Here is a 17337-nt window from a genome sequence, read left to right on the forward strand (position 1 = left end):
CTTGTGTTGCAACTACAGGGCGACGGCCCCATCGCATTGATCGTGGTCGAATGCACCTCTGACCTCACCATACGCGCCACGGCCAGCCTGCGCGAAGGCCAGCCGATACCTCGCAACGGCAATCTGCAAAGCCTGCTTAACAGCCAGGGGCAAGGGCGTTTCATTGTCGTGCTCGATCCGCAGCGTCGAAACGCCGACATGCAGCCCTATCAGGGCGTGGTTCCCCTCGAAGGCGACACCGTAGCCGAGGTGCTTGAACACTATATGCATAACTCCGAGCAGCTTGACACGCGTCTGTGGCTCGGCGCCGACGCCAACCACGCCTCGGGCTTGCTGCTTCAGCGCATCCCGGGGCAAGGCGGTTCCGAATCGTCGATCCGACCCGACCACGATACCTGGGAAAGAGCAGTCGCCTTGGCCGCCACCGTGCAAACCGACGAACTGCTGAACCTGGACATCGACACGCTGATCCACCGGCTGTACTGGGAAGAGCCACTGGTGGCATTCGAGCCGCAGGCCGTGCGCTGGCACTGCCCTTGCACACGCGATCGTGTGGCCAATATGCTTCGCATGCTGGGCCAGGAAGAAATCGAAGACATACTTTCGCAACGCGAGAAAATCGATGTCTCGTGCAATTTTTGCGGCAAGCCTTATCAATTCGACGCCATTGATTGCGCCCGGCTCTTTACCGAGCCCCAGGACACCCCCCCTTCGGGGGGCGGGTCCATCCATTAGCGAAAAAGGGGCCGACAAGCATGGCCGACATCGACGACAGAGGCGGAACAAAAGCATCACGGGCATTTTCCACAATCGACGCGGGCCATGTAACAGGGCCACACTTCGTGCATGCTCCGTCGCCTTTCAACCCCTGGCGGCCGCCAGCTTGGCACAAGCGCGGTCGAGTTCACGCTGGTGGCCATACCCCTGCTGTTGGCCGGCCTGGGCGCCGTCGAGTTAAGCCATTGGTTTTTTGTCAGGCAGGCCATCAGCTTGGCGCTGCTCGAAGCAGGACGTGCAGGCATTACCGACCACGCCCGCCCTGCTTCCATCGAAGCCGCTTTCGAACGCGGCCTGCTACCATTGTTTCCTGCCACATCACGGCAAACCGCCTTGCAGCGCTTGCAACAGGTATTTGAGCGACGCCATGCCGCAACCGGCACGGTTCCGTGGCAGATTCGACTTGAAACGCCCAACACGGCGGTTTTCCTGGACTTTGCTTCTGTCGGCCTTGGTGTTTCAGGCGCCGAAGGGTTGCCCGCCATCAATAACAGTTATCAGGCCGAACAGCACGAGCAGTACCTGTCAAAGGGCTTGCCCCAGGGACGCGGCGCTGCCTCGGGCGCCACAATTTTTGAAGCCAACAACCTGGTGATGCACCTGAGCTATATGCACGAGCCTTTGGTGCCCGGGGTAAGCGCCCTGCTTCAACTGCTGTCGGCCGGTTCAAGCGGCTATGCGCGCCAGGCTTTAAGGGGGGGCCATCTGCCCTTGCGGCAAACCTTGCAACTGACCATGCAGTCACACCCAGTGGCTTGGCCGGGCCGCAATGCCAAGGTCGTGGCGGCCGACCTGCTCGAGCCCCACACAGGGGCGCCCGCAGCAAACATGGATTATTGCAGCGGCCTGTGGTGCCCGGGCGGCAGGCCCGAAACAGCGATTTCCCTTGGGCCGGCAGCGTCATCCGGAAACCACCCCGCACACGCCGCCACACCTGACCAGCCGCTGCCCACGCATCCCCCTGCAGGGGCTGCAGACACCCCTGGCCTGCCCGAAGCCGACGACGCTTTGTGTGGGACCGTGCTGTGCTGTGGACCCGTTTAACGGTTGTTTTGTTTGACCGGCGGACGCTTGTTGGTGATTTGCGGTTGCTTTTCGTTAGGCGCCAGCAGTTGTACAAAAACCTCGCCTTCTTTGACCATGCCCATTTCGCCGCGCGCACGTTCTTCTATGGCCTGTGTACCCGATTTAAGGTCTTGTACTTCGGCGGCCAACGCATTGTTGCGCGCCACCAGGGCCTCATTGATTTCGTTTTGCGCCGCGATCTGCAACTGAAGTTCGTGTACACGCATCCAGCCGCCTTTTCCAAACCACAAGGGGTATTGGATGAAGGCCGTCAGCAAGACCAGAACAATCAGTAGCAGCCGCATGATCGATACGGCCCGCCCGTTGCCGGGCGGGCTCAGGCATTAGCGCAGATTGTAGAAAGCGTCGCGCCCGGGGTAGCTGGCGACTTCTGCCAGCTCTTCTTCAATGCGCAGCAATTGGTTGTACTTGGCCATTCGGTCGGAGCGCGACAGTGAACCGGTCTTGATCTGCATGGCGTTGGTGGCCACAGCAATATCAGCAATGGTGGAGTCTTCGGTTTCGCCCGAACGATGCGAGATTACAGCGGTGTAGCCCGCGCGCTTGGCCATTTCAATGGCAGCGAAGGTCTCGGTAAGGGTGCCGATCTGATTGATTTTGATCAGGATCGAGTTGGCGATGCCCTGCTCGATGCCCTGCTTGAGTATGCGGGTGTTAGTGACGAACAGGTCGTCGCCCACCAACTGCACCTTTTTACCCAATTGATCGGAAAGCACCTTCCAGCCTTCCCAGTCGTCTTCGGCCATGCCGTCTTCGATGGTGATGATGGGATATTTGTCGCACCAGGTGGCAAGCAGGTTGGCAAAGTCTTGCGAGGTCAGCGCCACGCCGCCCTCACCGGCCAGGTGGTAGCGGCCGTCACGATAGAACTCGGTGCTGGCGCAATCAAGCCCCAACGCAATTTGCGAACCCGCCTCGTAACCCGCTAGCTCGATCGCCTGCAAGATAAGCTGAATGGCCGCTTCGTGGTTGGCCACGTTGGGGGCGAAACCGCCTTCGTCGCCCACGGCGGTAGACATGCCCTGGTCGTGAATAAGTTTTTTAAGTGCGTGAAATACCTCGGCGCCCATGCGCAGCGATTCGCGGAAGCTGGTGGCACCCACTGGCAGGATCATGAACTCTTGCATGTCGAGCGTGTTGTTGGCATGTGCACCGCCATTGATGACGTTCATCATGGGAACCGGCATCTGCAGGGGGCCGCTGCCGCCAAAATAACGGTATAGCGACAAGCCGGAGTCGTCGGCTGCGGCACGCGCCACGGCCATGCTGGCCGCCAAAATGGCATTGGCACCCAGGCGCTCTTTAGATTCAGTGCCGTCGAGGTCGATAAGGGTGCGATCGACAAAGGTTTGTTCCTGGGCGTCAAGGCCCATCAGCGCTTCGGAGATTTCGGTGTTGACGTGCTCGACGGCGCGCAACACCCCTTTGCCCAAGTAACGGTTTTTATCACCATCGCGCAACTCGATGGCTTCACGCGACCCGGTGGACGCGCCCGAAGGCACAGCCGCGCGGCCCATGGCTCCCGACTCGAGCAAAACATCGCACTCGACAGTGGGGTTGCCGCGCGAATCAAGAATTTCGCGCCCGATGATATCTACGATTGCACTCATAGTATTGAATATCCTGCCAGATGAATTGGAACGGGCTGCCGGCCCGGGCTCAAGGCCCGCCGGGCGGCCGAAAAACTTCGATTGTACTGTGCAAAAGGCCTGGGGCTAATCAAGCTGTTTCAGGCTCTTGCATAAATTTATAGGCTGGGCGCACAGCCCGCAAGCGCAAACAAAAAGCAATGGCTCGCCGGGCCGCTAAGCCCAGCCTTCAAGCACGCCCTGCTGTTTGACCACCCGGTCGATTTCGGCCAGCGATTTGAGCAGCGCAGGCATGTGCTGTAGTGGCACTGCATTGGGTCCGTCAGACAGCGCCTTCGAGGGATCGGGGTGGGTTTCCATGAACAAGCCGGATATGCCCACTGCAACGGCCGCGCGTGCCAGCACCGGCACGAACTCGCTTTGCCCGCCCGAGCTGGTGCCCTGGCCGCCCGGAAGCTGGACCGAATGGGTGGCGTCAAACACGACTGGACATTGAGTTTCGCGCATGATCGCCAAAGAGCGCATGTCGGAAACCAAATTGTTGTAGCCAAAAGATGCACCACGCTCGCACACCATGATGTTGCTGCCGTCGCCGCCCGCTTCAATGGCGGCCGCCCGCGCCTTGTTGACCACCTGCAACATGTCGTGCGGCGCAAGGAACTGGCCTTTTTTAATATTGACCGGCTTGAGCGAAGCCGCACAAGCACGAATGAAGTCGGTCTGACGACACAAAAAAGCCGGGGTTTGCAAGACATCGACCGCAGCCGCCACTTCGTCTATCTGATCGACCGTATGCACGTCGGTTAGCACGGGCACACCGAAATGAGCTTTCACGTCGGCCAGTATTTGCAGGCCTTCTTGCATGCCCGGCCCCCGAAACGACTCACCCGAGCTGCGATTGGCCTTGTCGAACGAGCTTTTGTAAATAAACGGGATACCGAGCTCGCGTGTGATTTCCTGCAGGCGGCCGGCCGTATCGAAAGCGAGCTGACGCGACTCGATGACGCAGGGGCCGGCAATCAGGAAAAAAGGCTGGTCCAGCCCGACATGGAAATCACCCAGCTTCATGAAGAGACCTTTTCCGTGGGTACGGTTTGTGCCTGGCGTTCAAGTGCTGCATTGATGAAGCTGGTGAACAGCGGGTGGCCGTCGCGTGGAGTAGAGGTGAACTCGGGGTGAAACTGCACGCCCATGAACCAGGAATGCTGAGGCAGCTCCATGATTTCGGGTAATTGCTCGGTAGGCGTGCGGGCGCTGATCACCATGCCGGCTGATTCCAGCCGAGGCACGTAGGCGTTATTGACTTCGTAGCGGTGACGATGCCGCTCGTAGACCTCGTCGCCGTAGATGGCATGCGCACGCGTGCCAGGTTTGACCGGACAGCGCTGTGCCCCCTTGCGCATGGTGCCGCCCAGGTCAGAAGCAGAATCTCGCCGCTCGATTTGACCCTCGCGGTCTTGCCATTCGGTAATGAGGGCCACAACCGGATGCGGCGTAGCCGGGTTGAACTCGGTGCTGTTGGCTTCTGCAAGCCCCGCAACGTTGCGCGCAAATTCGATAACGGCCAGCTGCATGCCCAAACAGATACCCAGGTAGGGCACGCCGTTTTCGCGGGCGTAGCGAATGGCCGCGATCTTGCCCTCGGTGCCGCGCTTGCCGAAACCACCCGGTACCAGAACGGCATCGAGGTGCTCGAGGCATTCAGTGCCTTCGGACTCGATGCTTTCAGAGTCGATGTACTCAATGCAGACATGAGAATGGGTATGGATGCCCGCATGTACAAGCGCTTCGGACAGCGACTTGTACGATTCGGTAAGGTCGACGTATTTACCCACCATGCCGATGCGCACCTGATGCTTGGGATGTTCGATGGCATCGACCAGGCGATCCCAGACGGTAAGGTCGGCCGGCGGCGGAGACAGGGCCAAGGCGTCGCACACCAGGTTATCCAGCCCTTGCTTGTGCAGCATGGACGGAATCTGATAGATGGAATCGGCGTCCCACACGGAAATAACGGCATCCAGCGGCACGTTCGAGAAGAGCGAGATTTTTGCCCGCTCGTCGTCAGGTACGGGGCGGTCGGCGCGGCACAGCAAAGCGTGCGGGTAGATGCCGATCTCGCGCAGCTTTTGAACCGAATGCTGGGTGGGCTTGGTTTTGAGCTCGCCGGCCGAGGCAATATAAGGCACCAGTGTCAGGTGCACGAAGGCCGCATTGTTGCGCCCCAGGCGCAGGCTCATTTGGCGCGCGGCTTCCAGAAACGGCAACGATTCGATGTCGCCCACGGTGCCGCCGATCTCGACAATGGCCACATCGGTTTCGCCGTTCCAGGCCGCATTGGCTCCACGCGCGATGAACTCCTGGATTTCGTTGGTGATATGCGGAATGACCTGAACGGTCTTGCCCAGGTAATCGCCTCGCCGCTCTTTGCGCAGTACGGACTCGTAGATCTGGCCGGTGGTGAAGTTATTGAACTTGCGCATCCGGGCCGAGATGAAGCGCTCGTAGTGACCCAGATCAAGGTCGGTTTCGGCGCCGTCTTCGGTGACGAAGACCTCGCCATGTTGAAACGGGCTCATGGTGCCCGGATCAACGTTGATATAAGGGTCGAGCTTAAGAAGGGTGACACGCAGGCCGCGCGATTCGAGGATGGCGGCCAATGAAGCAGCAGCAATGCCCTTACCGAGAGAGGACACCACCCCACCCGTGACAAATACATATTTGGTCATGTGATTGGCGCCCGGGGCCACCGGGCATGAGCGGGAAATTAGAATTATAGCCGAGAGCCGGCCGGCCTATAAGGCCTGCGTTCGTTCAATCAGCCAAGCCTTGGCAAGCCCGTGTACAAGCGGCTCGAGACGCTCGCGCACGTGCCGGTGATACTCGTTGAGCCAGCGCCGTTCGCCGTCGCTAAGCAGCTCGGGCTGCACGCAGCGCGTATCAATGGGGCATAGGGTAAGGGTTTCAAACTGCAAGAAGCGGCCAAACTCTGAGGTGCCCGCCTCGCGATTGGCCACCAGGTTTTCGATACGAATGCCCCACTTGCCGGGTCGGTACAGACCAGGCTCGTTAGAGGTGATCATGCCCGGCTGCATGGCCATCGCAGCCTTGATGGGGGTGCGATATGAAATCGATTGCGGCCCCTCGTGCACATTCAGAAAATACCCCACGCCATGACCCGTGCCATGGCCAAAGTCGGCCAGTGCCTGCCATATGGGCCCGCGCGCGAAGGCGTCGAGCACCGGCGCGGGTACGCCTAGCGGAAACACCGCCTGCGACAGCGCGATCATGCCTTTGAGCACCACGGTGTAGTCGTGTTTTTGCTCTGCGCTGACCTGGCCCACAGGCACCACCCGGGTGATGTCGGTCGTGCCGCCCAGGTATTGCCCGCCTGAATCGATGAGAAGCAGGCCGTTGCCTTCGATGGCGGCATGCGATTGCGGCGTTGCATGGTAGTGCGGCATGGCGCCATTGGCGTTGTAGGCGGCGATGGTGGAAAAACTGGGCGAAACGAAATGCTCGCGCCGAGCCCGCGCTTGCGTGATCTTTTCATCAATGGTCAGTTCGGTAATACGCTCTTTGCCCAGGGCGGACTCGAACCAGGCAAAGAACTCGCACAGGGCCGCACCGTCTTGCTCCATGGCACCGCGCACATTGGCAAGCTCGGCATCGGTTTTGCAGGCCTTGAGCATATGAGATGGGTTAACCGCCTGGACCAGGCCCGCCACGGCATGCTGCGTGATGCCCACCGTGGTGCGCACCGGATCAACCAGAATCTTCTGATCAGCGGATACGCCCGCCAAACCTTGTGCTGCTTCGGCGTAGGGTCGAAGTTGCACACCGTCCTGGGCAAGCCGCTTTTGCAAGGTCGGCTCGATGCGAGAGGCATCGACGAATAGCACGATGTGTTCCAGCCCCACCAAAGCATGAGCCATGAAGACCGGGTTGTACGAAACATCGCTACCCCGCAGATTCAGCATCCAGGCAATATCGTCCAGGGAAGAGACCCAATGCCAGGCCACCCCTTCACGGGCCATGGCCTGACGCACAGCCACCAGATTTTCGCTGCGGGTTCGGCAGGCAAAGGGCGGCAGGTGTTCGTACATGACCGAAGCGGGCAAGGCCGGTCGGTCGGGCCACACCTTGCCCGGCAGGTCAATGTCGGTAAGCAGTTCGATGCCCTTGGCGGCCAGGTCGGCCTGCCAGGTTTCATGCGTTTGCATATTAAGGGTCAGGCCGTGCACGGCTACGCGGGCGGCCGGCGGCAACTGCGCCGCCAGCCAAGGCACAATGCCGGGCACATCGTCAGCGCCTGCCCGCATGGTTTCGATGCCGGTACCGGCCAGATCGCCCACGGCTTGCTCCCAATAGCGACTGTCGGTCCAAAGCCCTGCAAACGATGCTGTGACCACCAAGGTCCCCGCCGAGCCCTGGAAACCGCTGAGCCAGGCACGCGCCTGCCAATGCTCGGGAAGGTACTCGGACAGGTGCGGGTCAGACGAGAGCACGACGCAAGCGTCGACGCCCTGATCAGCCATGGCTTGGCGCAGGGCATTGATACGGTCGGCATAAACGGACGGAACCATAATGACATCTACCTTGATAAAACGAATACAGCGCCCATTCTCGCAAATAGACGCTGTAGAAAACCAATTGGGCGTACCCAGGCTAGACCGGCTTAAGCAACGGCGGAGACGTCGAGCCTGGCTTTGGTCTTGGCCTGAATTTCTTCGACGGTGACGCCCGGAGCGACCTCGACGAGCTTCAGACCATTGTCGGTAACCTCCATGACGCCCAGGTCGGTGATGATCAGGTCGACCACCCCCACGCCGGTAAGCGGCAAGGTGCACTCAGGCAACAGCTTGAAGTCTTCAGTGCCGTCTTTCTTGCGGGCGACGTGGTCCATTAAAATGACCACCTTGCCCACGCCGGCCACCAGATCCATGGCACCGCCCATACCCTTGATCATTTTTCCGGGAATCATCCAATTGGCCAGGTCGCCCTTCTCGGAGACCTGCATGGCCCCCAGAATGGCCAGGTTGATCTTGCCGCCGCGTATCATCGCAAACGAGTCTGCCGATGAAAAAAACGACGAACCCGGCAGCGTCGTCACTGTTTGCTTGCCGGCGTTGATCAGGTCAGCGTCGATTTGCTCTTCGGTAGGAAACGGGCCAATGCCCAATAAGCCATTTTCAGACTGCAGCCACACCTCGACACCGGGCGGAACATGGTTGGCCACCAGGGTGGGCATGCCGATACCCAGGTTTACATAAAAACCGTCTTGCAGCTCACGCGCGGCGCGCGCAGCCATTTCATCTCGATTCCAAGCCATTTTCTGGTCTCCTTAGGCGTTGCGCACGGTGCGGTGCTCGATGTGCTTGGCGGGGTCTTCGTTCAGTACGATTCGGTGCACATAAATGCCCGGCAGATGTACCTGATCGGGGTCGATTTCTCCGGTCCCGACCAATTTTTCAACCTCGACAATTGTGGTCTTGCCCGCCATGGCCACGTTGGGATTGAAGTTGCGCGCGGTTTTACGAAAGATCAGGTTGCCGCTGCGGTCGGCCATATAGGCCTTGACCAGCGAAACATCGGGCGTCAAAGAGCGCTCGAGCACATATTGATCGCCGTCGAATTCGCGCACCTCTTTGCCCTCGGCAACCAGGGTGCCCACACCTGTACGGGTAAAGAATGCCGGAATGCCGGCGCCGCCGGCGCGCAGCTTCTCGGCCAGCGTACCCTGGGGCGTGAACTCGAGTTCGAGTTCGCCTGCCAGGTATTGGCGCTCGAATTCCTTGTTTTCACCCACATACGACGAGATCATTTTTTTGATCTGACGCGTGGTCAGCAACTGACCAAGGCCCAGACCGTCTACGCCGGCGTTATTGCTGATGCATGTCAGGTTCTGAACGTTCGAATCGCGCAGCGCCTCGATCAGCAGATCGGGAATACCGCATAAGCCAAAGCCCCCTACGGCAATGGTCTGCCCGTCGGCCACAATGCCTTTCAACGCTTCTGTGGCGTTTGTATAGACTTTATCCATCACTCCATCCCAAAGTTTCGCCCACAACGCCGGTGCGTGACACCGGACGTGAGGCGGTTAACAAAAAAAAGTAGAAATGCCCCCACGCTGCGCCTGCGGCTTGCTGCCCCCTACTTTCATGGGGCGGCTGCGGCGACGAAGCACCGGGCGAAATTGTTGAGTTCTTGTGCAGTCCAGGCGCAGGACTTGCCCGTGGCGGGGTCGGTATTGACAGTAATGTTCTTGCCATGCGCATAGACCACCCCCGGTTCGTCCTGGCGCTCGATGACAAAATCGTACTCCATGCTGGAACGGCCCAGCCGTGTGAATACAAAACGCAGCACAACGGTGGCCGGATACATAAGCGGCTTGAGAAAATCGCAGGAAACATGCACCAGCACCGCTTCGCGTTCGCCAGGCACCATATAGCCGGCGCAGGTGTAGAGCTGGGCGCGGGCTTCTTCGCAGTATTTCAGGTACAGGGTGTTGTTGACGTGACCAAGGGCGTCCTGGTCACCCCAACGGACCGGAATCACGCATTCAAAAACATGCCCAATCTGAGGTGTAGCGGATGCAGCGTGTTGCAACATGGCGGCGCTCTTTTGCGGCGGGAAACAAAGAACACCAAGTATAACGGCAAGCATCGCGGCCGCCGACCCGCATTGCGGGCCACAAGGCGCGCGTCTGCAATACAATCGGCCTTAACTACTATTCAGTCACGCTATATAAACCAGGCGGCATGCCGCCCCGGGCGTCCTCGTCACGGAACAGAACATTAAATACGGGAGATCCATACTCATGGCCGAGCGCGAATCAATGGAATACGACGTAGTCATCGTCGGAGCCGGGCCCGCAGGCCTGGCTACCGCCATCCGCCTCAAACAGCTGGCCGAGCAACGGCAAAGCGAGATCAGCGTCTGTGTGCTGGAAAAAGGAGCCGAGGTCGGTGCACACATCCTTTCCGGTGCGGTCATGGACCCCAAGGCGCTGACCGAACTTATTCCCGACTGGAAAGAAAAAGGCGCGCCCTTGAACGTGCCCGTAACCGAAGACAAGTTTCTGTTCCTGACCCCCAACGGTTCACGGTCGACACCCAACTGGCTATTGCCCGAATGCTTCCAGAACCACGGCAACTATGTGGTGCGACTGGGCGACGTCACCCGTTGGCTGGGCGAACAGGCCGAAGCGCTGGGTGTCGAGATCTTCCCCGGGTTTGCGGCTGCCGAAATTCTGTACACCGACAGCGGTGCGGTTAAGGGGGTGGCCACGGGCGACATGGGCGTGGCACGCGACGGCTCGCACACGGCCAACTACCAGCCCGGCATGGAGCTGCACGCCCGCTACACCATCTTCGCAGAGGGCTCTCGCGGCCATTTGGGGCGCCAGCTAATTTCCCGCTACAAGCTGGATCAAGGCCGCGACCCGCAAAGCTACGCGATAGGCATCAAAGAAATGTGGGAGGTCGACCCGGCGCAATCGCAGCCCGGCCTGGTGGTGCACACCTCGGGCTGGCCGCTCGATTCCGACACCTACGGCGGCTCGTTCTTGTATCACTTGTCCGACAACCTGGTGGCGGTTGGCCTGGTGGTCGGCCTTGATTACGCCAACCCCTGGCTGTCGCCTTTTGAAGAATTTCAGCGATACAAAACTCACCCCGCCATTCGCAGCACATTCGAAGGCGGAAAACGCATCGCCTACGGCGCTCGTTCGTTAACCGCCGGCGGCCTGCTTTCGTTGCCCAAGCTTACCTTCCCGGGTGGCGCCATGGTGGGCTGCGAGGCGGGCTTTCTGAATGCCTCGCGCATCAAGGGCAGCCACGCGGCGATCAAGAGTGGGGCCATGGCCGCCGAGGCCGCGTTCGAGGCGCTTACGGCCGAACGCAGCCACGACGAACTGACCTCCTTCGCACAAGCCTTCGAACAATCGTGGCTGCACGCCGAACTGAATAAATCGCGCAACTTCAAGCAGTGGTTCAAGAAAGGCCGCACCATCGGTACCCTGATGACCGGCATCGAACAGTGGCTGTTCCGAGGCAAAATGCCCTGGACCATCCGCCACAGCAAACCCGACCACGCCTGTTTGCAGCCTGCCGCCGAATGCGCCCGCATCGACTATCCCAAACCCGACGGCAAGCTCACGTTCGATCGCCTGAGCTCGGTGTTCATTTCAAACACCAACCACGAAGAAGACGAACCCGTTCACCTGACCCTGAAAGACCCTGCCGTTCCGGTGTCGGTCAACCTGGCCAAGTACGCCGGACCCGAGGCGCGCTATTGCCCGGCGGCGGTATACGAATTTGTTAAAGACGACAACGGTGAAGACCGCCTGCAGATCAATGCGCAGAACTGTGTGCATTGCAAAACCTGCGACATCAAGGACCCCACGCAAAATATCGTGTGGGTTGCCCCACAAGGGGGCGAGGGGCCGGTCTACAACGGCATGTAGATCCGTAGCGCGCGTTTCAACCAGGTAACTGGCAGCTTGAAACGCGCGCTGCTGCTTGCAGGCTGCAACGCAGCCTACGCCGTCTCGGGGTCGGCCATACTGAAGGCCATGGTTTCGTGCGCCTTCATGACTACAGTGCCGCGCAGTTCGTCGAGTACCGCCAGGGCCGTTTGCTTCGTGAGTTCATCGCGATGCTGTTCGTGTATCGAGCCTTTGATGTGAATGCTGGCCATGGCGGCACCGCTCGCCTACAACCTTAGCAGACGTCTTCTTCCGTTACTGCCTTGAATTTTCCTGACTTTGGATCGCGCAAAAACAAAAGCCCGGTTGCCACGCCGAAGTACGCGCCATGCAACTCAAGCTCACCTCGCTCTACTGCTTGCCGCACGAAGGGGAAAGTAAGCAGGTTGTTGAGGCTTTCTTCGACCACGGCCAATTCAAGACGTTTGAGGTCGGCATCGCGATCACCCGTCGACGGACCCAAACGCTCTGCCACAGGTTCTATTTGCGCCATCCACTTGCGGATGAAATCGCCCTGACTGAGCGGTTCGGGCTTGTCGTGAAACGCACTAATGCCGCCGCATGCCGCGTGCCCCAGCACCACAATGTGTTTGACCTTCAAGCCATTGACGCCGAACTCGATGGCCGAACTGGTGCCGTGATGTGAGGTTTCGGCATCGGGGTCGCAAGGGGGAACCAGATTGGCAACATTACGGACCACGAACATTTCACCAGGGCCTGCATCGAAGATCACTTCCGGCGAGACACGTGAGTCGCAGCATCCGATCAGCATGATCTGGGGTTTTTGCCCTTGTTGCGCCAGGCTTTCGTAGCGCCTGCTCTCTGTCTGAAACCGGCCTTCGAGAAAATTTTTATAACCGACTGCTAAGCGTTCGGGCAACATGAGATTCCTTTTTTTGTTCGTTTGACTTGGCCAAGCGGCCACTTTGCAAACGCCCGATCTCTCGTGCCGGGCGCCATAGGTATTATGTTAATCCTGACGATCGAATGCTGGTATTTGTACCTATAGCATTATAGTTAGTACCTTCGAACAATAAAAAGCACTGCGTGCAAACTGGTTTCGTCCCCGGCTCCCGAAAACTCGAATGGAACAGCCGCCAGCATGACAAGGCTGACCCCTGCCAGGCTAGCGGCGAATCGGCGCCAGCGTTACCACCACCAATCCGGCCAGCATCAAAACCATGCCGACCAACTCGATGTTGGTCGGTTGTTCATTCAACAGAATCCAGGCCAAAACTATGGCCAACACGGGCACGCCCAGACCCGACATGGCGGCAACGGTCGGGGCCACGCGTCGCACCACCAGCATCCACAAGGCCCAGGCCGCTGCAGAAGCCAAAACCCCCAGGTACACAATGCCCAGAACCGTTTCAAGGTTCCATACAACGGACGGCTGGGGCATGAGCCCGGCAAAAGGCAGGGTCATCAACGTACCCAACAACATCAACCACATCGTCAGGCCCAATACATCGGGCCGATGGCGCTGGAACATCATCTTGCTAAACACCATGCCCAACGCCCAGCACGCGCCCCCCGCCAATGCAAGCAGCGTGCTGCCGATGCCGCCCAGCCCTTGCCAGGGGCTGACCACCGCAAGCAGCCCCACGGCAGACAGCGCAAAACCGACCCAGTGTCGCCGGGTGGGTCGGTCGCCCAGCAACAACCACGCAAACAGCGCCACCCAGAACGGCATCGTGTAGGCCACCATGACCACACGGCCGGTGCCCCCGGCGATCAGCGCCATTTGCACCAGACATTGGTATGCCGTGGTTTGAAACGCCGCTACCCCGATGGTCAGCCAAAAGGGCGGAAATGCAAGCGACCGCCTCATGACCAGCACAATGGCCAGCAAGGTCAGAAAGCCCAGGGCATATCGCAGAACAACCAGATCGAACGGGCCGATATAGGGAACCAACCCCTTCATGATCACCCAGCCGCTGCCCCAGATTGCGATCGTCAATGCCATCAACAACAAAGCAACGTGATCCACCTGACTTCTGCTCAAATTTCGCTCCGCTAAAAAGACGCCTGCACATAAGCTTCAGGCCGGGCAGCGAAGCCGCCCGGCCTGACGTTAGAAACGGCGTACCACTAAACCGACTGCGACAATTGCCCCAGAATTGCTGGGTTCTCGAGGGTGGAGACGTCTTGGGTGACCTCTTCGCCCTTGGCAACCACCCGCAGCAAGCGCCGCATGATCTTGCCCGAACGGGTTTTAGGCAGGTTCTCGCCAAAGCGGATGTCGCGCGGCTTGGCGATGGGACCGATCTCTTGGGCCACCCAATCGCGCAATTGCTTGGCAATGGCGACCGCCTCTTCGCCTTCGGGCAGGTCGCGATTCAATACTACAAATGCCACAACCGCTTCGCCCGTGGTGGCATCAGGGCGCCCCACCACAGCCGCCTCAGCCACCATTGGGTGAGCGACCAGTGCCGATTCGACCTCCATGGTGCCCAGACGATGACCCGACACGTTCAGCACGTCGTCGACGCGGCCCATAATCCAGAAATAACCGTCGGCATCGCGCTGCGCACTATCGCCGGCCAGGTAATAACCCTGGAGTTCAGGCGGAAAATAACTGCTTTTGAACCGCTCGGGATCGCCCCACACGGCGCGGATCATGCCCGGCCACGGGCGCTTGACAGCCAGGAAGCCCCCGGTGCCCGGCTGAACGTCGTGGCCCGCCTCGTCGACGATGGCCGCGGCAATGCCAGGCAACGGCAACGTGCAGGACCCCGGTTTCAAGGGGGTGACCCCCGGCAATGGTGTAATCATGTGAGCGCCGGTTTCAGTCTGCCACCATGTATCAAGCACCGGGCAACGCTCGCCGCCCACGTTCTTGTAGTACCACATCCACGCCTCGGGGTTAATGGGCTCACCTACCGAGCCGATGATCCGCAAGCTGCTAAGGTCGTATTGGCGGGGATGAACTTCGGGCGTGCTTTCGGCTGCCTTGGTTAACGAACGAATGGCTGTAGGCGCCGTGTAAAACACCGTGACCTTGTGGCGTTGGATCATTTCCCAGAAGCGACCCGCATCGGGGTAGGTGGGCACGCCTTCGAACACCACCTGAGTCAGACCGGCGGCCAGGGGCCCGTATGTAATATAGGTATGGCCGGTCACCCAGCCCACATCAGCGGTGCACCAGTAAACATCACTGTCTTTGGCGTCGAAGGTCCAGCGTGTGGTCAATAGTGCCCACAACAAATAGCCGCCCGACGAATGCTGCACCCCCTTGGGCTTGCCCGTTGAACCCGAGGTATAAAGAATGAACAAGGGATGCTCGGCATTGACCGGCACAGGGTCACAGCATTGGGGTTGGCCGGCGCACACGTCGTGCATCCAGACGTCACGGCCTTCTGTCCACTCGATCGCGCCGCCTGTGCGGCGATACACAATAACCTTGCTGACGGCTTCGCAGCCGCCCATGTCAAAAGCCTCGTCAACCGCCGGCTTGAGCGGAATACTGCGGCCGCCGCGCATCTGCTCGTCGGCCGTGATGACCAGGGTTGCGCCAACATCGACAATACGGTCGTTCAGGCTTTTGGCCGAAAAGCCGCCGAACACAACAGAATGAATAATGCCCAGGCGGGCGCAAGCCTGCATCGCCACCACGGCCTCGATGGACATGGGCAAATAGATAATGGCTCGCTCGCCCGCCTGGTACCCAAGCGACTTCAGGCCGTTGGCGAACTCGCACACGCGTGCGTACAGTTCGCGATAGCTGACCTTGGTCACCTTGCCGTCGTCCGCCTCGAAAATAATGGCGGTTTTGTCGGCCGTCGGGGTACCGAGATGCTTATCCAGGCAGTTGGCGGACACGTTCAGCTCGCCGTCGGCGAACCATTTGTAGAACGGCGCGTCCGAGTCGTCGAGAACCTGCGAAAACGGCTTGGTCCAGACGAGTTCTTCGCGCGCGAGGCGCCCCCAGAATTCATCAGGAGATGTCTCGGCCTCTTTGCACAAAGCCTGATAAGCGTCCATGCCCGATATATTGGCCTGCTCGACAAGCGCCTTTGAAGGCGGAAACACGCGTTTCTCGATCAGGACTGATTCGATCGCACTAGACATGACTGACTCCTATATTGGTTGTTGTCCTGAGGTAGTTAATAACCGCCTGTTCTGACTGGACGCTTACATCTGTACAGTATCGCGCACCCGGGCGCCTCGCGCAAAGTCCATACGCGCCAATACCAGCAACCCCGCAATGAAGAACAGACCAGTGATAAGTAGCGCCAGACGATGGTTGCCGCCTGTGATCCAGGTGACAAGGCCGTAGCTGAGCGGCCCCACGACGGCTGCCAACTGGGTGGCGAATGTCCAGAGTGAATAGAACTCGGCCAGGCGTCCGCTGGGGGCCAGACCGCCCACCATGGCACGGCCCGCGCTTTGGCTCGTTCCCATGCATAGTCCGGCTAACGCAGCGGCGACCCAGAACACCCATACCTGTATGGCGGAATAGGCCACCAGCACCATGACGACCCACCCCCACAGGGTGATGGTCAGCGCTCTTTTATGTCCCGCCTTGTCTTGAAAATGACCGAACAACAATGCGCCGGCCGCCGCCGCGATATTGACCGTAAAGACCAGCACCATGGTCTGGGCCATGGTGAAACCCATGGCCTGGTTGGCGTAGACAGCCGCAAGGGTGACCACCACCGAGATTCCCGCGTGATAGAAGGCACCGCAAACAAGCAGCAGGCGAAAATCGGAAAAATGCACGCCGGTTTCGTGCCAGGCGTTGATCAGGCGCCTGGCCCAGCCCACAGCCGGGCGATTATTGGGGGCGCTGCGTTCACGCAAAAGCAAAAACGACGGCACGGCCGCTACGGAAAACAAAAGCGCCGTAAGCAGCATGACGTACGGCACGTACTGATGCGCCTGAGCCCCCTGGGCCGAGGCCCATCTCACCAATGCCAGTGAAAGCCCCAAGGTCAGCATGCCGCCGAAATATCCAAACCCCCAACCCCATCCCGACACTCGGCCCAGGGCTTCGGGGCGGGCTATTTCGGGCAGGAAAGCGGCCACCACAGACTCGCCGACGCAATAACAATAATTAGAGGCGGCCAGCAACACCATGGCCAGAGCGATATCGTTGGGCCCAACCAAGGCCAGCAAGGCGGTGGCAATGACACAGCCGACAGTGCTGGTAAACAACAGGCGCCGCTTTCGGGCGCGAGCATCAGCACGTGCACCCAACGCGGGCATGCTGAACATGACCGCCATATAAGAGAGGGACAAGGCCAGGGTAAAGGCCAGGGTGCCCCACGAACGCCCCTCGGCGACCACGCCCACAAAGTACGTGCTGAAGACGGTAGTGATGACAACAGTGGTGTAGCCGGAGTTGGCAAAGTCGTACATCGCCCAGGCCCAAACCTCGCGACGCTTTACGCCCGG

General features: G+C 59.6%; 16 protein-coding genes. 3 read left to right on the forward strand and 13 right to left on the reverse strand.

Annotated elements, in window-relative coordinates:
* Nucleotides 1-735: Hsp33 family molecular chaperone HslO (hslO, locus tag VL003_RS09715; RefSeq protein WP_325441949.1), on the forward strand; the 735-nt coding region annotated here is incomplete at its 5' end.
* A 111-nt stretch (nucleotides 736-846) separates the two neighbouring features.
* Nucleotides 847-1821: a TadE/TadG family type IV pilus assembly protein gene (locus tag VL003_RS09720; RefSeq protein WP_325441951.1), complete on the forward strand. Its 975-nt coding sequence runs from the start codon at nucleotides 847-849 to the stop codon at nucleotides 1819-1821.
* On the opposite strand, the gene ftsB is transcribed toward VL003_RS09720, so the two are convergent.
* The 8 genes from ftsB to VL003_RS09760 form a co-directional block, all read right to left on the reverse strand.
* Nucleotides 1818-2147 (reverse strand): cell division protein FtsB, encoded by a 330-nt coding sequence (gene ftsB / locus VL003_RS09725; protein WP_325441954.1) that lies wholly within the window; start codon nucleotides 2145-2147, stop codon nucleotides 1818-1820. The two genes, VL003_RS09720 and ftsB, sit on opposite strands and share 4 nt — an antisense overlap.
* Nucleotides 2148-2186: 39 nt before the next feature.
* Entirely contained in the window at nucleotides 2187-3473 is a 1287-nt protein-coding gene (gene eno, locus VL003_RS09730) for a phosphopyruvate hydratase (RefSeq protein WP_325441956.1), read from the reverse strand.
* A 195-nt stretch (nucleotides 3474-3668) separates the two neighbouring features.
* On the reverse strand, nucleotides 3669-4520 hold the full coding sequence (gene kdsA, locus VL003_RS09735) for a 3-deoxy-8-phosphooctulonate synthase (protein ID WP_325441957.1): 852 nt from the start codon (nucleotides 4518-4520) through the stop codon (nucleotides 3669-3671).
* A complete protein-coding gene (pyrG, locus tag VL003_RS09740) occupies nucleotides 4517-6181 on the reverse strand; it encodes a CTP synthase (protein WP_325441959.1) in 1665 nt (554 codons plus the stop codon). The genes kdsA and pyrG overlap by 4 nt, the downstream gene beginning before the upstream one ends.
* Nucleotides 6182-6247: 66 nt before the next feature.
* Nucleotides 6248-8038: an aminopeptidase P family protein gene (locus VL003_RS09745; RefSeq protein WP_325441961.1), complete on the reverse strand. Its 1791-nt coding sequence runs from the start codon at nucleotides 8036-8038 to the stop codon at nucleotides 6248-6250.
* A 92-nt stretch (nucleotides 8039-8130) separates the two neighbouring features.
* Nucleotides 8131-8784, reverse strand: coding sequence for a 3-oxoacid CoA-transferase subunit B (locus VL003_RS09750; RefSeq protein ID WP_325441963.1), 654 nt, complete (start codon nucleotides 8782-8784; stop codon nucleotides 8131-8133).
* A 12-nt stretch (nucleotides 8785-8796) separates the two neighbouring features.
* Nucleotides 8797-9495, reverse strand: coding sequence for a CoA transferase subunit A (locus VL003_RS09755; protein WP_325441965.1), 699 nt, complete (start codon nucleotides 9493-9495; stop codon nucleotides 8797-8799).
* A 116-nt stretch (nucleotides 9496-9611) separates the two neighbouring features.
* A complete protein-coding gene (locus tag VL003_RS09760) occupies nucleotides 9612-10064 on the reverse strand; it encodes an acyl-CoA thioesterase (protein ID WP_325441967.1) in 453 nt (150 codons plus the stop codon).
* 208 nt (nucleotides 10065-10272) lie between these two features.
* Between VL003_RS09760 and VL003_RS09765 the strand changes: the two genes are divergently transcribed.
* Entirely contained in the window at nucleotides 10273-11919 is a 1647-nt protein-coding gene (locus tag VL003_RS09765) for an electron transfer flavoprotein-ubiquinone oxidoreductase (protein ID WP_325441969.1), read from the forward strand.
* A gap of 74 nt (nucleotides 11920-11993) precedes the next feature.
* Here VL003_RS09765 and VL003_RS09770 read toward each other — a convergent pair whose 3' ends face one another.
* The 5 genes from VL003_RS09770 to VL003_RS09790 form a co-directional block, all read right to left on the reverse strand.
* Nucleotides 11994-12152 (reverse strand): hypothetical protein, encoded by a 159-nt coding sequence (locus VL003_RS09770; RefSeq protein WP_325441971.1) that lies wholly within the window; start codon nucleotides 12150-12152, stop codon nucleotides 11994-11996.
* Between the two features lie 23 nt (nucleotides 12153-12175).
* Nucleotides 12176-12823: a carbonic anhydrase gene (locus VL003_RS09775; protein ID WP_325441973.1), complete on the reverse strand. Its 648-nt coding sequence runs from the start codon at nucleotides 12821-12823 to the stop codon at nucleotides 12176-12178.
* A gap of 243 nt (nucleotides 12824-13066) precedes the next feature.
* Nucleotides 13067-13945, reverse strand: a complete 879-nt coding sequence (locus tag VL003_RS09780; RefSeq protein WP_325441975.1) for a DMT family transporter — start codon at nucleotides 13943-13945, stop codon at nucleotides 13067-13069.
* An 86-nt stretch (nucleotides 13946-14031) separates the two neighbouring features.
* Nucleotides 14032-16011, reverse strand: coding sequence for an acetate--CoA ligase (gene acs / locus VL003_RS09785; RefSeq protein ID WP_325441977.1), 1980 nt, complete (start codon nucleotides 16009-16011; stop codon nucleotides 14032-14034).
* Nucleotides 16012-16074: 63 nt separating this feature from the next.
* Nucleotides 16075-17337, reverse strand: a 1263-nt coding sequence (locus VL003_RS09790; protein WP_325441979.1) for an MFS transporter, incomplete at its 5' end; no start/stop codon positions are given.

Origin of the sequence: Pusillimonas sp. (genome assembly GCF_035515275.1) — a bacterium.
Classification (GTDB): Bacteria; Pseudomonadota; Gammaproteobacteria; order Burkholderiales; family Burkholderiaceae_B; genus Pusillimonas.